The 14,422-nt window shown below is 37.1% G+C and carries 13 protein-coding genes, 4 tRNA genes and 1 pseudogene; 7 read left to right on the top strand and 11 right to left on the bottom strand.

Annotated features, from left to right (window positions below):
- The first annotated feature begins 31 nt into the window (after nt 1-31).
- A complete protein-coding gene (locus tag O1449_RS05440) occupies nt 32-709 on the top strand; it encodes an IS1595 family transposase (protein WP_269239394.1) in 678 nt (225 codons plus the stop codon).
- 232 nt (nt 710-941) lie between these two features.
- On the opposite strand, the gene O1449_RS05435 is transcribed toward O1449_RS05440, so the two are convergent.
- Nucleotides 942-1,643 carry an IS1-like element ISPa14 family transposase gene (locus O1449_RS05435; protein WP_001223318.1) on the bottom strand — a complete coding sequence of 234 codons (702 nt, stop codon included), beginning with the start codon at nt 1,641-1,643 and terminating at the stop codon, nt 942-944.
- A 193-nt stretch (nt 1,644-1,836) separates the two neighbouring features.
- On the opposite strand from O1449_RS05435, the gene O1449_RS05430 reads away from it, so the two are divergent.
- Nucleotides 1,837-4,551, top strand: a complete 2,715-nt coding sequence (locus tag O1449_RS05430) for a M66 family metalloprotease (RefSeq protein ID WP_269239393.1) — start codon at nt 1,837-1,839, stop codon at nt 4,549-4,551.
- A gap of 195 nt (nt 4,552-4,746) precedes the next feature.
- On the opposite strand, the gene O1449_RS05425 is transcribed toward O1449_RS05430, so the two are convergent.
- The 6 genes from O1449_RS05425 to O1449_RS05400 all read right to left on the bottom strand — a co-directional run bounded on the left by O1449_RS05425 (nt 4,747) and on the right by O1449_RS05400 (nt 7,760).
- Nucleotides 4,747-4,820 (bottom strand) — tRNA-Trp (locus tag O1449_RS05425).
- A gap of 64 nt (nt 4,821-4,884) precedes the next feature.
- A tRNA-Leu gene (locus O1449_RS05420) sits at nt 4,885-4,969 on the bottom strand.
- Nucleotides 4,970-5,119: 150 nt separating this feature from the next.
- Nucleotides 5,120-5,193, bottom strand: a tRNA-Trp gene (locus tag O1449_RS05415).
- Between the two features lie 68 nt (nt 5,194-5,261).
- Nucleotides 5,262-5,346, bottom strand: a tRNA-Leu gene (locus tag O1449_RS05410).
- Nucleotides 5,347-5,452: 106 nt separating this feature from the next.
- Nucleotides 5,453-6,277, bottom strand: a complete 825-nt coding sequence (locus O1449_RS05405; protein ID WP_269239392.1) for a protein kinase domain-containing protein — start codon at nt 6,275-6,277, stop codon at nt 5,453-5,455.
- Nucleotides 6,252-7,760, bottom strand: coding sequence for a DUF3336 domain-containing protein (locus O1449_RS05400; protein ID WP_269239391.1), 1,509 nt, complete (start codon nt 7,758-7,760; stop codon nt 6,252-6,254). The genes O1449_RS05405 and O1449_RS05400 overlap by 26 nt, the downstream gene beginning before the upstream one ends.
- A gap of 177 nt (nt 7,761-7,937) precedes the next feature.
- On the opposite strand from O1449_RS05400, the gene O1449_RS05395 reads away from it, so the two are divergent.
- Nucleotides 7,938-8,822, top strand: a complete 885-nt coding sequence (locus O1449_RS05395; RefSeq protein ID WP_269239390.1) for an ATP-binding protein — start codon at nt 7,938-7,940, stop codon at nt 8,820-8,822.
- 105 nt (nt 8,823-8,927) lie between these two features.
- A pseudogene (locus tag O1449_RS05390) lies at nt 8,928-9,578 on the top strand (DUF6670 family protein); the annotation flags it as partial.
- A gap of 161 nt (nt 9,579-9,739) precedes the next feature.
- Here O1449_RS05390 and O1449_RS05385 read toward each other — a convergent pair.
- Complete coding sequence (locus O1449_RS05385) at nt 9,740-10,315, bottom strand: TetR/AcrR family transcriptional regulator (RefSeq protein ID WP_269239389.1); 576 nt, start codon at nt 10,313-10,315, stop codon at nt 9,740-9,742.
- 90 nt (nt 10,316-10,405) lie between these two features.
- Here O1449_RS05385 and O1449_RS05380 point away from each other — a divergent pair, with 90 nt between their 5' ends.
- The 3 genes from O1449_RS05380 to O1449_RS05370 all read left to right on the top strand — a co-directional run bounded on the left by O1449_RS05380 (nt 10,406) and on the right by O1449_RS05370 (nt 12,591).
- On the top strand, nt 10,406-10,948 hold the full coding sequence (locus O1449_RS05380) for an HPP family protein (protein WP_269239388.1): 543 nt from the start codon (nt 10,406-10,408) through the stop codon (nt 10,946-10,948).
- Nucleotides 10,949-11,098: 150 nt separating this feature from the next.
- Nucleotides 11,099-11,677 carry a TetR/AcrR family transcriptional regulator gene (locus tag O1449_RS05375; protein ID WP_269239387.1) on the top strand — a complete coding sequence of 193 codons (579 nt, stop codon included), beginning with the start codon at nt 11,099-11,101 and terminating at the stop codon, nt 11,675-11,677.
- Entirely contained in the window at nt 11,674-12,591 is a 918-nt protein-coding gene (locus O1449_RS05370; protein ID WP_269239386.1) for a DMT family transporter, read from the top strand. Before O1449_RS05375 ends, O1449_RS05370 begins: the two co-directional genes overlap by 4 nt.
- Nucleotides 12,592-12,670: 79 nt before the next feature.
- Here O1449_RS05370 and O1449_RS05365 read toward each other — a convergent pair whose 3' ends face one another.
- From O1449_RS05365 to O1449_RS05355, 3 genes are read right to left on the bottom strand one after another with little or no spacing between them, the layout of a single operon-like run.
- A complete protein-coding gene (locus O1449_RS05365; RefSeq protein WP_004662957.1) occupies nt 12,671-13,174 on the bottom strand; it encodes a hypothetical protein in 504 nt (167 codons plus the stop codon).
- Nucleotides 13,175-13,214: 40 nt separating this feature from the next.
- Nucleotides 13,215-13,970, bottom strand: a complete 756-nt coding sequence (locus O1449_RS05360; RefSeq protein WP_241305985.1) for a tRNA(His) guanylyltransferase Thg1 family protein — start codon at nt 13,968-13,970, stop codon at nt 13,215-13,217.
- Nucleotides 13,970-14,422 carry an AAA family ATPase gene (locus O1449_RS05355; RefSeq protein ID WP_269239385.1) on the bottom strand — a complete coding sequence of 151 codons (453 nt, stop codon included), beginning with the start codon at nt 14,420-14,422 and terminating at the stop codon, nt 13,970-13,972. The genes O1449_RS05360 and O1449_RS05355 overlap by 1 nt, the downstream gene beginning before the upstream one ends.

Below are 14,422 nucleotides of genomic sequence, written 5' to 3'. Positions count from 1 at the left end.
AGCATATTAAAAAGTATGGTAACTTCCTTATATGAAAGCAAAAAATAGATACTATTCCCGTTCAAGAATCGCAGAAGCAAAATTCAGGCAAATCATTCGCTTTTTTGCCATGGATTTTACTGCATCTGATACTGCTAAACTTACCAATATTTCTGTTCGCTCCATCAATACAATTTATATCAAATTGCGTAAAAAGATTGCTGTCCAATGTGAAGAAATATCTCCCTTCAATGGCATTGTTGAACTGGATGAATCTTACTTTGGTGCTCGTCGTGTTCGTGGTAAGCGAGGTCGTGGGGCATCAGGAAAAACCATTGTATTTGGGTTGCTCAAACGGGATGGAAATGTGTACACGGAAATTGTACCAGATTGCTCAAAAGCGACGCTACAAGGCATTATCCGTGGGCATATAGAACTTGATTCAGTCATCAATACAGATGGATGGAGGGGGTATGATGGTTTGGTTGATATTGGCTTTGATAAGCACTTAAGAGTAAATCACGGTGACAATGAATTTGCTTGTGGGGAACGTCATATTAACGGTATAGAATCCTTTTGGGGCTATGCGAAAAAGCGGCTCAGTAAATTTAATGGAATTGACAAGAAGATGTTTTATTTGCATCTTAAAGAAACGGAATATCGCTTCAATCATCGTCATGGTAATTTATACCTTGATTTGCTTAAAATACTCCGTAACAACCCTCTTTAACTTCCTAAGCCCCTAAATTAATACTAAATATATAAAATTAAAATAAATGATAATTTAAGATAAAGTTTAAAGACACACATCAAACACTATAATATTTGTTAAAATATGCCAATAAATGTCACATAATAACAATATCTTAGCGGGTGAGAACACCTTATACATATTTTATTTTTATAAAAATCCAATAACACTTAAATAAGAAAACGGTGGTGTTTCAAAAAGTATGCTGACATTAAATGAAGCCATTATTGATGTAAAAAAAGGTTAAGTCGAAAGCTTTAAAATGGTTTTCAATCTTTTTTGAAAAATTACAACTCCTTCTAAAACCGCGCCTAATTCGATGCCTTATTTTGCAATTATTACCTTCAATACCTACAGTAAAAAATTTACCAATACTTTGCTTGCAGTTTTTAAAAGCAGTTATGAAACTGTCCCAATGATCACTTGCAATTCGGGTGTAGTGAATACCTAATTGTTTAAGCTTTGTCTTCAATCGTTGAACTGTAGCTAAGTCTCTTTTACCCCAAACATAAGCAACAATCTCACCTGTTTCTCGATGGTAGGCGTAAATAAGCCATTGTTTATTATTTTTATTTCCCACAAAAGTCCAAAACTCATCAACTTCAAGAGACTCATAATGACTTTGTTTAGGCTGAATTTGGTAGGTCGATTCGGTTAAAGTACGTAAAACTTTACCGATACTGATTCGCTCAACTTCAGCGATATCTCGTATACCACTACCTCTGACCATCAACTGTAATATTTTTCGAGTAATGCCTGAATTACATCCTAGATAGCTCAGAGCATGGTCACCAATAAACTGACGTTTACAGTCTTTGCACTGATAGTTTTGTTTCCCATCTACTTTGATGCCATTTTTCTTTATACTGTCACTGAGGCAGGTTGGACATTTGATTTCTAGAGTTATTCGCATTTCTCTATTTTATCAAAATTCAACCTGCTTTGTTTCAGCATACTTTTTGAAACACCACCAAGAAAACAAGAACAACATCACACAACAAAATAACTATTTTGTTTATTACTTATATACTCATCAATTAAATATAAGTTATATTATTTTTAAATTAACTCCTATTTAACACTCTATTAACTTGGTTAATTAAAAAATGAAAAATGTGACAAAACCCTCAATAAGCACATTAAGCTTATGTATTTCACTCTTATTATTATCTGGTTGTGGAGGAAACTCTCAAGAAACAACTGATAATAATAAAACGGATTCGGCGACAAATGGTCAAGCAAAAGCACTTACGACATCAGGTGCTTATCCTGAGCCAAGTAAAGATGTTTTTGATTCAAATACGCTGGGATTCTACGATTACGACTTACAAGGAAATACACGACCTTTACGTAATGATCTTGTCGGTAGTTTTGCAGCAATGATCCAATTTGCACAAAACCATACCGTAGACCCAAATGGTAACGAGGCGAAAAGTATGCCTCGTCTTACCAGTGAAAAAGATGCTCTTCTTTTAGTTACCCCAAATACCGACATGGGTGAGGTGCAACAACTGAATGCAGAAATCTATTTAAATAGTCGTTTAATACGTCGTGTTGCATTACAAGAACCCACTCAAATCCCCGCCTCAGATCAATCTAACGGTGATGCCCGTCCAAGAGTTCAATACTCTAAACGCACATGGACAGCAGCTCTTAATTGGGATGAAGTCAAACCGGGTTTAAATATTCGTATTGTAGATCCTGTTAGCCTTAAAAACGGGCGACTGAATGCACAATCGATTGATTTTGGAGCGCCGGGTGAATTAGTGGTTCAAAGCATTCGTTTAGGCATGCTCACCGCACCTCGACAATCTAGTGGTCACTATATGCTGAACGAACCTGAAAAAGCGGGTACTGATTATTTTGAAACGATTCCTGCGGCAAAAATGATCGTCACAAAGTATGATGACATGCAACTGAATCAGGTTATGGTTGCAAGTGGTGTCATTTATAATGACAAAAGCGCCACAACAGGTGATGTCTACAGTGGTGATATGCGAGAAAATACTGCTAAATCTACCTTTAGTACAGGAATTAACCTTGCAAACTGGGGTGTAACCAGTGCATCAATGTCAAGCCAACAGCAACCTCAACTGACTCAAAGTGCAGTCATTCACCATGCTTGGGGTAAATACGAAAATGGTGATGTCAGTCATGGTTTGAGTGGTGGTAACGGTATTTTAACGCTGATTGATTCAGCAGGTAATGAATTTAGCCATGAAATTGGGCATCACTATGGCTTAGGACACTATCCTGGACAAAACGGAGAGAACTACTTTTGGGCAGCTCATCATCCAGATAGTGGTTGGGGCTATATTGCCTATCGTAATCGTATGCGAGGCAATTTAAACTGGAATAATACAAATTTAGACAATCGTTTAGGTGGCACGCCTATCTTTCAAAATGCCTATACCTATGGTACTGATGCCATGGCGGGTGGTAATTACTCTAGCGCACTGTCTCGTTTCACTCATTATACAGGCTATAGTACAAAGATCAGAATACAACCCGCATTTGATCGCCCAGTTTGGGATGCAAGCTCCACTACAGGATACAAACGTTGGAATGCGACAACACGCCAAATGGATGTCACGCAACCTAAAGTTCCAAATTCAAGTCAAGTCTGGTACAACCGTCCTGATGGCAATTATCTAAAACCAACTCAATTTGGTGTACCTGTCTTTACCATTTTAGGTGGCTATGACCCTGTCAACCAAGTTGGTCTGCTTTACCCTGCTGCACGCGGCAACTGGGGGAACATTTTCACACTGCCTCAAGCACAGATGAGTCTTGCAAATGCAAGCTGCTGGATCAATGTCAAATACGCATCCAAAGCAGAAGAAAATATCGCACTCGCCCCAAATCGCATGGGCAGTAATGCAAATAAATTACATATTAATTTAGCTCAAAGTGATGCACCGCTAAGCGTTGATTTATATTGTAAACGCGCCAATGAACAAGCCAACAAACTCTCATCGATTGTCATTCCAAGCTATGCACAATCCCTCCCTGCTGCTGTAACGATTGGTAAGCAACAAGGCTTTACAGCTTTACGCAAAGTTGAACTCCCGCAATTAGAACAAGCTCTACTCAGCAACCAAGGTAAACTTGTTGCAAATCTCTCTCCAAACAATAAAATTCTCTATGATTCTTATAAGAATTTTAAAAATGAGCTTTCAGCAACCGCACGCCAAGAGTTTGATCGCTTCAGCAACCAACAAGCACAATTATACCGTTTAAACCGTTGGGTCAACGTCTATCGCAATGACTTAACTGCAAATATCACCGCTGCAAATGATGCGTTAAAAAGCTTTGTCACCCAACTTGGTCTTTCCAGTAGCAATCCACTGGCAGGTGCAACAATGTTTGTGATGCCAAATATGAATTCAGCTTGCCTCAAAGCTGAAATTTCGACTAGCACAGGCAAACCAAGTGTATTTATGAGTGGTAGAAATAATTGTACTGGCGATAATTCTAGCCTATGGATCTATGATGCTGTGGGCAAAATTCACAGCGTACAATATCCTGAATTCTGTTTATCAGGTGCAACTCTCGCTGCCTGCAATAACAGTGTTAGTAATCAAATTTGGGAAACACCTATTACTGGTTCAACTCAACAGTTCCGTCAAGGTGGTAGTTGCTTAGATCTAAGTGGTGGTGGTGCGCCAAGTGCAGATGGTCGCGGTACATTAATTACTTATGGCTGTGGCGGTGGAAATAATCAAAAATGGACAATCACCACACCAAGTCAAAACTTTATTTTAGCGGCTGCAACAGGTCAAAATTTACCACTATTGGCAAAAGCATTAGCAACACCATAATCAAACACGATCAAAAATAAGCATAGGGAGCGAATATGCTCCCTATGCTTTTTCTAGTTTTTTCAATTGAATAGATGATTGATTACGATTAATACGTTAAGCAAATGTGATTAAAAACTGATATTCATTCAATTGAATTATTGAATCAAAAAGCATAAAAAAGCCCTTGTAAATACAAGGGCTTTTTTATTTATTTGGCAGAGGATCAAGGACTCGAACCTTGACGAACGGTTTTGGAGACCGTCATGCTACCATTACACCAATCCTCTATAACTGCATGATTAATTCATCTCTGACTTAATCATAAAAAGTAAAACACTTACTTTTTAAATTTGGTGGGGGCGAAGAGACTCGAACTCTTACACCTTGCGGCGCTGGAACCTAAATCCAGTGCGTCTACCAATTTCGCCACGCCCCCGATGGATGTGTATATTAGTGATAAACTTTCTTGCTGACAAGCCTTTTTTATAAAAAAACTATGCATCTGAAAGCTAATGCTTTTTTCATATACAAATGAAAAAATTATTGAAATAAAAAAAGGAACTTATTTAAAGCTCCTTTTCATATTTGGCAGAGGATCAAGGACTCGAACCTTGACGAACGGTTTTGGAGACCGTCATGCTACCATTACACCAATCCTCTATAACTGCATGATTAACTCATTTCTGATTTAATCATAAAAAAAGCAAGAAAATCTTGCTTTTTAAATTTGGTGGGGGCGAAGAGACTCGAACTCTTACACCTTGCGGCGCTGGAACCTAAATCCAGTGCGTCTACCAATTTCGCCACGCCCCCGATGGGTATGCATATTAGTGAGAAACATGCTTTATGACAAGTCTTTCTGATAAAAAACCCTACCAAATGCACATATAATATTCAAATCAATTATTTATGTTTATTTTTACAGCAAATTAATCGCATTTAAACAATGTTTTGCTTCAACAACGGAGTTCAACCGCTGTTCTTTATGTTTGTGCAATAGACCATTTAGCAAAGGTAAAAAACACTGTAACTCATTAGGCAATTGAATCTCTAGTTTTTGGCAATGTAAAACTGCCCAATCATGATAATTTTTTGCACATACTCTCGTTTGAGACAACCATTCATAAAGAATGATGCCGAATGCATATAAATCAGTTTGTACGGTTTTCGGCTTCCCATGGAAAAGTTCAGGTGCCATATAACGTGGAGTCGCCGTTAAATTCTCTATTGAATGCTCTAATTTGCAGCTTTGCTCAAAATCAATCAATTTGCATGAGTTTTCATATAATCGGAAATGTTCAACTTTTAAGTCTCCATGAATCCAACCCAGTTGATGCATATTGTTTAGCGCATTTAATGCAATAAGAATCTTGTGCTGAATCGCTTCAGTATTCGCTACATTTACAATCGTATCGAAAAATTGATTTGTATCAGGACTGAGTAACCCTACCCCACACTCAGGAAAATCCATACCACTTGTGATATCCCGAAGCTGAATAATTTGATGTGCTAATAAAAAAGTTTGCTCAATTTGGGCATGTTGTTGATAGAAATCTAATTCACGCTGAAAAGCTTGCTCTAACACATCATGGGTATTCGCTAGATGGAATTTGAGCCAGTACTGTTGCTGTGCGACCTGAAAAGTATATAAACGCCGCCCAAACGCATAGCTCTCAGATTTGGTTGTTAAAGTTAAGTCATCCCATTGAATGTTTGAATCAGAGATCCACGTAGTAAAAATCATTCTGCTGCTTTTCTTGCTGCTTTCGCAATGATGTTAAACAATGCTCAATGGTTTTACCAATCCGTGCATGTATTTCGATGGAGGAAATTTTAGGCCATGTTGCCCTTTCACCCTCTTGCTGTAAGATTTTAAAAAGTTTTGGACGTGGGTTTTTGAGCATGTAATGATAATGGCGAAGTCCATACTTGGCGATAATATTCACATCCCCATAATAACGTTGTCCTAAAATTCCATAGCCATGATCTAAAATACGGCGAATCGGGAAAAAATCCCCCATATAATGGCGCGTTAGATCAAGAAATTCCATCGCAATAGCTTTGCCCTGATGCCGAATAATTCGCTCAGGCCAACTCAGCACATCTCGACGAAATCGTTCCGTATCACTTTGCATAAAAGGCACAATATGTGGGTTTACTTGGCTAGCAATAGTGTAATTAATGTTATATAGACGTGCCATTTTTTCTTGTGGAAAATCACTGCGCATACTTCCATCCACCCACCTTGTATTGGCTAGATACGGCGTATGTTGACCATCATAACGCTTACTGGTTACATGCACCGGCGGAAATAATACAGGTACAGCACAGGAAGCTAAAACCGCACTCCAAACCAAAACATTCGGTGCAGTCAGTGCATTCATAATCCGTGGATTTTGTGCCGTGTTATAGGGCGCAATCACAATATTAATGTGGCGTTTTGACTGTTGATAAGCTTCTGCAAATGTTATATCCCCCAAATTATTCATTAGGAATTTTTTCAAATACATCACATCAGCAATTCCACCATTCCCTCGAATCAATTCAGTCATTTTTCTAAATTTAAAGGCATCACTAAAAAAATGTTCACCTTTGAGCAGTTCTGGAATTTTATCAGCCGATGATACACCCAACATGCCAGTCATGATCGCCCCTGCACTTGAACCAGACAGAACTCGAGGCATCAAATCTTGTTCGAGCAAAGCCTTACATACACCTGTATGAAATAAACCCAGTGTCGCACCACCAGAGAACATAAGTGCAGGTTGTCCATAGGCTCTTTGACATTCTTTAAAAAATTGAATTTTTTCTTTGAGTTGAAAAGTAATACATTCACTAGAAGCTAAATAGCGAAGACATTCACTCATTTCTTCCACATAGTTTTCGATAATTCTTTTGGTACCAATATAGGTTTGTGCAAATAACATTGGATGACCAATATTGGCGAAGTCATAAGATAAGCCTTCACGAAGAACATAAATTAAATCTAAAGTTCGATGTTGCATTCGATATTTTTTTAATAGGTTATATCGTTTAGACAAAATTTCTGCATCAAAGTAAGGCGATTGATTGTCATATTTCCATGCTTCATGCCCCGCTTCTTCATCCAATTTTAGTGCAATTTCTTTCCATTCCGCATAAGAACTCGCTTGTTGCAAGCTTTCTTTTAACATATCGACTCTATGCAATTGATATGTATTTCTTTTTTCTTGAGCTCTATTAAACATTAGCATTCCTATTTTTCATTATATTCTTATCATCTCGCACTTATACAATGCAAAAAGCAACACCAACAATCAAGGGTAAAATTGATCGTTTGCAACATTTTTCATGATATTTTCTGCATTTCGACTATAGCGATGATAGTATCCCTATTCATTAATCACTGAGTTTGGTTTGTGTTTATGGCTATTCTTGATTTACCCGAATCTATTATCCAATCGTTATCAAGTGTTTTGACACAGTTACAACAAGTTCTCCCTGCTCCTAAACAACCCACAGATTTTTCGGCGATTGCATTTCGATGGGAAAATCAACAATTGCTTGCAATTCAACAACCTAAAAAAATGTATTTAGAAGATTTAAAAGGGATTGAACGCCAAAAAGCCAAGATTATTCAAAATACTTTACAGTTTCTCAATGGTTTACCTGCCAATGATGTCTTACTCACAGGTTCACGCGGTACAGGGAAATCATCGATTGTTCGTGCCTTACTCACAGAATATTCAGCACAAGGTCTGCGTTTAATTGAAATTGAACGAGATGATCTTTCTGATTTACCTAAAATCCAAAAATTAATAGAACATCGTCCTGAAAAATTTATTGTTTATTGTGATGATCTTGCGTTTAACGCAGAAGATGAAAATTATCGTAGTTTAAAAAGTGTCTTGGATGGCTCACTTCAATCGGGTTCAAGTAATTTTATTATTTATGCAACCAGTAACCGCCGTCATTTATTACCTGAATTTATGCATGAAAATACGCCTGTGCGTAAAGTGGATGTTCCTCAATATACCGAGTTACATCCTCAAGAAGCGATTGAGGAAAAAATTTCATTGTCTGATCGTTTTGGTATGTGGCTTTCCTTCTATCCAATGGATCAACAACTGTATTTAGAAATTGTTGAGCATTATATTGTTCAAGCAAATTTGGAATATAACGACATTGTTCGTGCTGAAAGTTTGAAATGGTGCCAAGCACGTGGGCAACGTTCAGGACGTGCAGCCTATCAGTTCTCTAAGCATTGGATCGGTTCGCAAAACCTTGAAAAATTGTCTAACAAGGTTTAGGGAGATTGCCCTAAAAAGCTTTGGCTTTGTCCTTATTTCCGCTTAGCAAAGGCAATTGTTTTTCATAACCTAGCTTTTCAGTATGGAAAGAACGTAGGAAACAAGATGAAAAAACAATTGCCACCCTCATCCCTTACAAGCAAAATTTTGGGTAAAAGTTTATTACTTGCACAAAGCACCTTAGATCAAGCGATTAAATATTCAACGATTCCTTTTTCTGAACCAGAAATCATTCGTCCTAGAACTGAAGAAAAATTCTATACATGGACACACTATGGCATCTTCTTTCCATTGCTAACTGAGCCACATCGTTATTTGAATATTATGATCTTACTTGGTACACCTGGGGCTTTGGCTTTTGATCATGATGAAATTACCTTAGGTGATCCACGCAAGACTGCAACTTTCTTTTCAAGTACTGCCGCTTTAGATGAACATCTATTAAAAGCCTATATCATGCCTGAAGAGACTCATATTCAAGAAAATGGTTGGCAAATTGAGTTGGGACAAGAAGTTTCGATTGAAGGCACTTTACCAAACATTCACCTCAAAGGTGCTTATCATGGATTGAAGTTTGAGTTTGATTTGGATGTTACAGATCAAGCCTCTTGGTTTATTAAAACCCCGATTTATGATCACTTTAGTTTATTGTCAAAATTTAAAGGGCAACTCGAATACCAAGGACAAACAACGCTTGCGGAAGGCTTATGTACTTATGAATATGCTAGAGCCGCAGGCACGGGATCGGTTATGCAAGTACATACACTTTCACGGTTGAATATCAAAACCCAAAAGTTCAAGGTCGTGGTTATCTTGAATATATTGATGTCGAAGATCAAAATGCTTTTAAAGATTAAAAGCTTTTGATTAAGTAAAACAAGCCTTTGGATATGATTCAAAGGCTGATTGATTTAGGATTAAATTTCTTTTGGATTAAGATCAATTAAAGCAAAAGTATCAACAATTTGCCTAATTGAATTTTTGATCTCTGCTGCAACTTTGACATCATAACCTTCAACTAAAAAACGGCTAATTAATCCTTCAATTAGAGTATAAATAATTTCAACTAATACATCCGCATTCGAAAAAGATGCTAAATATTGCGCGATTAATTTTCGAATCCAGACCTTATGGTCTTTCGAAACCATGATGATATCTTGATCACCCAAATGCGATTCAGCTACTGCTCGAACAAATAGACATCCTTTAAAATTATCTTCTTGAAACCACAACAGATGCCAATCAATCAATTTATCTAATGCTGGTCGCCCTGTTTCACCTGCAACATAAGCAACCAAACTATTCCTAAACTTTTCGTCTCGTGCCTGTAAAACCGACTTCACCAATTGATTTTTATTTTTAAAATAAGTGTACATCGTTGTTTTTGAACAGCCTGACTCATCCCGAATTAAATCAACACCCACACCAACAAAACTATTTTCATAAAATAATTTTTCTGCTGTATCCAATATTTTGTGGGCCGATTTAGACATAAAAATTTACTCGCTCAAATAGTACAGATCTGTACTATTTGTGATTTTAGCGATATCATCATTTCAAAGCAACCATTCAATGAGAATGAAATGTTATCAATATTCCAAGGTAAAGAGCATCTCGCCCCAGCACCCCAATCCAGTGATCTAATTAGAAGCTTAGTCGGTGGAACGCTGAGTATTTTAATCCTGATTTTCCTCAGTAAATTGACAAATAATTTATTCATCATGGCACCGTTTGGTGCAACTTGCGTACTGTTATATGCCGTATCTCAATCGCCATTAGCCCAACCTCGTAATGTTATTCTTGGGCACTTTATCTCGGCATTGATTGGTTTATTATTTCTTAAACTTTTTGGTAACTCTGCATTCAGCATTGCACTTTCTGTTGGCTGTGCGATTGCTGCCATGCAATTTTTACGTTGTATTCACCCACCTGCTGGAGCAAATCCTTTAGTCATTCTACTTACTGCGAATACAATTGAATACCATTGGAGCTTCTTGTTTTTTCCTGTACTTCTCGGTGCAACTTCTCTTGTACTGATTGCTTGGTTGGTCAATAACCTCAAATCAGAAAACAAATGGCCAATTTATGGTTTAGCATTGATTGATAGTAAAAAGACTATCAAATAAATAAAGTTGTGATGGAGGAGATCAAAGCTCTCTCCATCCCTGCAAGCTCATAGAAAACTTTCTATCAATCAATTCAATAAATTTCTCTTGCTAATTATTATACTTTTCCACAATAATAGGTAGATCGGTATACCTAATTTATATTTAATTATGAGCACCAAATCAGCAAAACAAAAAATCCTAGATGCCGCATCCATCCTGTTTTACAACGATGGGATTACTAACACAGGCATTAATAGCATTACAGACAAAGCCAAAGTCGCAAAAATGTCTTTGTATAATAATTTCCCAACCAAATCTGACCTAATTACCTGTTATATCGAAGCTCGCCATCAAGAATGGTTAGACTTATATGAGAAAAGAAAAGTTCAGATCAAAACACCGATGGATGGCATTTTAGCTATATTTGATGCCTATCAAGACCATGCTGAATTTGCCTATGAAAAAGGTTTTCGTGGTTGTGGTTTACTGAATGCAGCAGCCGAATTTCCTGCATATAGTCCTGAACGTTTAGCCGTTAAAAATCATAAAGATGAAATCGAAAATATTGTGGCTGGACATTTATCACAATTATTCAAAGAGCCGCAAAAAGTCCAACAACTTGCGCTACTTATTTCTTTCATATTAGAAGGCTCGATTGCCCGTGCAGGTTTAGAAAGTTCCAGTGAGAAAGTATTTTCGGCAAAACAAATGGTTCAAAATTTATTAGAACGCGAGATTTCAAATTGAGTAGTTCATCTTTTAATTTCAGTACTCATTCTGGCTTTATCGCCGTTTTAATTGCCTCTATTTTATGGGGTACCACAGGCACAGCCGCCTCTTACGCGCCAAATCTAAGTCCTTTAGCGATTGGCGCAATCGCAATGGGTGGCGGTGGCTTATTACAAGCTTTATTAGCCCATAGAAATATCCGCAGTCATTTACCTCAAATTGGCTCTTATTATCCTTTACTTTTGATAGGCATGATCTCTGTAGCGATCTATCCTCTCGCCTTTTATTCATCAATGCGTATGGCGGGGATCACGATTGGGACTGTCGTTTCAATTGGTTCAGCACCTTTATTTACTGCATTGCTAGAAAAATTCTTTGATAAAAAAGCACTTTCGGGGAAATGGTTTATTAGTTTTGTTTTTGGTGTTGTAGGAGTATTGCTGTTATCTCTAGGAGAGTTTCACGCTCAAGGTGCGACACAAATAATGACTACAGACCAAAAAACTATTGGCATTATTCTCGGACTGATCGCGGCACTGACCTATTCGTTATATTCTTGGGCTGCAAAGAAGATGATTGACCGTGGGGTCGACTCAAAGGCTTCCATGGGATTAATTTTTGGTTTCGGTGCTTTAATTCTATTACCAACATTATTTTTTACTGGCTCAAACCTGTTTGATGAACCTATGAATCTGTATGTAGTGGGTTATATGATGCTGATTCCGATGTTTCTTGGCTATCTATTATTTGGTTATGCTTTAAAAACTATTTCAGCTAGCACTGCCACCACACTAACCTTATTTGAACCACTGGTTGCCGCTTTATTTGCGGTCTTATTGGTAGGCGAGCAATTGGCACCGATTGGTTGGGTTGGTATGGCATTGATTTTTGTATGTTTGGCCGTGTTGTCTAAAGCAGATAAACCAAATTAATTTTTTTATTTAAGATTAGAGATATTCAGAATTGATGCAGAAAATAAATTTTCTCTGCATCAAAAATACAGCTTAAATATTAATACTCTTTTGCTAACTTCTCTAAGGTTGTGAGCATTTTTCTCACCACACTTCTTTTATGATGCAGCATATTCTTAATATTGCTTGGATTAAAACCTGTCAATTTTGCAATACCACGACTGGTCATGTATTCACCCGTTTTTGCAAAGTGCTTTTCACTTAACTCAGTTTTCGCATTTGAGAATCGAACCGCCAGCTTATAATCACTAAACTCAGACCATGCGCCGGTCTTATATTCGTCCGCATCAAAGCTACCCTTCTGCTGAGTAGGTTTTTCACGCAGAATATTACTCAAACGGTTAATGACAATCTTTTCTTCACTTTGTTCAATTATTTGATAAAGTTCAGTTTCTTCAAAAGGACGTCCTAAAGCGATGTCTTTTCTATATTGTTCAACGACCTTTTCTTTTGACTCGACCTTTTTCTCACCTTGTTGAGTGAGACAGAGAATCTTAAATAAAGACTCTAATCGGCCACATGTAAAAATATAAGAAATTTTCAACTTACAACTCCATTATGAACGCTAGTTCATAAAAATATTTTCAAAAAAAATTTTGACCTATAAATTCACTATAAAACTCATTTAAAGGCAAATCAAAATCAGCAACTAATTGCCTTCTTGTCGTTTGTGTAATTTCACCAGTTTTCGGATTCAGACCCGTTTTCTCAACGTCTTTCCAATAAACACCTGTACCACGTTTTTGCCATGCAGGAAGTTCATTAAAATTAATCTGCTGTGAAAAGAGTAAATCATGCTTTTCTTGACGATTTAACCCTTTAACTTGTTCCGTTGCTTCAGCTACTGCATGACCCGATTTTCTTAACATCCAATAGCAGTGTGCATTTAATGCATTTCGATGAGCATCCTCTTGTCTCCAACGGAAATAGTCATCTACTAATTGCGAATTGGGTAAAACACAAACTCGAGCATCAAAAGTAGCAATTTGACCATGCATTACTGAGAATTTTGCACTGGCTTCACCTGCTAAAATAGAAAGAATTTTGCGTTCCTTACGGTTAAAACTTTCATCACGGTAATGGAATAAAAGAGAAATTTCATCGCTCTGGGTGTAACCATAAACGATATTAAAACCACACTGTAATAAATGGGTTGTGGTTTCTACCATTAAATCTCTAAAATGTACATCAAATGGTGCTTCAAATTGCCAAATATCTTTGGTTAACCGTGTAAATCCACGACCATCCAACCTTACGACAATATAATTTTCGGGCGGAATACAGAAATCGTAAGCCGTCTCATATTTTCTTAATCTTATATCTAAATCTTCAAATCTCATTATTGTTCTCTTTGATACAGCAATCTCACATTAAAGTCATTTTCTTGATCAATTGAAACGCTGTAAATTTCATCAAAACCCTCATCAAGTTCAGGTATTTCTAACTTTTTAAAAGTTGAAATAACACCAACTCGGGGAATTTTCGCCTTACCTTCACGTCGTTCATTCCGAAAAAGAGCATCATCCAAACTGCTATCAAAATAGTATGCGATCACTTTAAAGTGTGCATTTTTTGCATCTTGAACATATATCTTTCGATCGAGTTTACTTGGATTGGTATTATCAATAACAACTTTCTGTTTTGCTTCTAAACAGGCATTAAACAATATTTTCTCACGATGTCTGGTTTTCAACATATCAAGATTGAGACGAATATGAGTATCAGAGAAATATCGCTTAAAGAATGTTGATTTACCTGAAGCTTGCCCACCTACAAAAATGATAAGTTCCAT

Origin of the sequence: Acinetobacter sp. TR3 (assembly GCF_027105055.1) — a bacterium.
GTDB lineage: Bacteria > Pseudomonadota > Gammaproteobacteria > Pseudomonadales > Moraxellaceae > Acinetobacter.
This window is presented reverse-complemented; position numbering and strand designations above follow the sequence as displayed.

Coding starts and splice junctions, on each gene's coding strand:
- O1449_RS05440 (WP_269239394.1), top strand. CDS start 32: ATGAAAGCAAAAAATAGATACTATTCCCGTTCAAGAATCGCAGAAGCA.
- O1449_RS05435 (WP_001223318.1), bottom strand. CDS start 1,643: ATGCGAATAACTCTAGAAATCAAATGTCCAACCTGCCTCAGTGACAGT.
- O1449_RS05430 (WP_269239393.1), top strand. CDS start 1,837: ATGAAAAATGTGACAAAACCCTCAATAAGCACATTAAGCTTATGTATT.
- O1449_RS05405 (WP_269239392.1), bottom strand. CDS start 6,277: ATGATTTTTACTACGTGGATCTCTGATTCAAACATTCAATGGGATGAC.
- O1449_RS05400 (WP_269239391.1), bottom strand. CDS start 7,760: ATGTTTAATAGAGCTCAAGAAAAAAGAAATACATATCAATTGCATAGA.
- O1449_RS05395 (WP_269239390.1), top strand. CDS start 7,938: ATGGCTATTCTTGATTTACCCGAATCTATTATCCAATCGTTATCAAGT.
- O1449_RS05385 (WP_269239389.1), bottom strand. CDS start 10,315: ATGTCTAAATCGGCCCACAAAATATTGGATACAGCAGAAAAATTATTT.
- O1449_RS05380 (WP_269239388.1), top strand. CDS start 10,406: ATGTTATCAATATTCCAAGGTAAAGAGCATCTCGCCCCAGCACCCCAA.
- O1449_RS05375 (WP_269239387.1), top strand. CDS start 11,099: ATGAGCACCAAATCAGCAAAACAAAAAATCCTAGATGCCGCATCCATC.
- O1449_RS05360 (WP_241305985.1), bottom strand. CDS start 13,970: ATGAGATTTGAAGATTTAGATATAAGATTAAGAAAATATGAGACGGCT.
- O1449_RS05355 (WP_269239385.1), bottom strand. CDS start 14,422: ATGGAACTTATCATTTTTGTAGGTGGGCAAGCTTCAGGTAAATCAACA.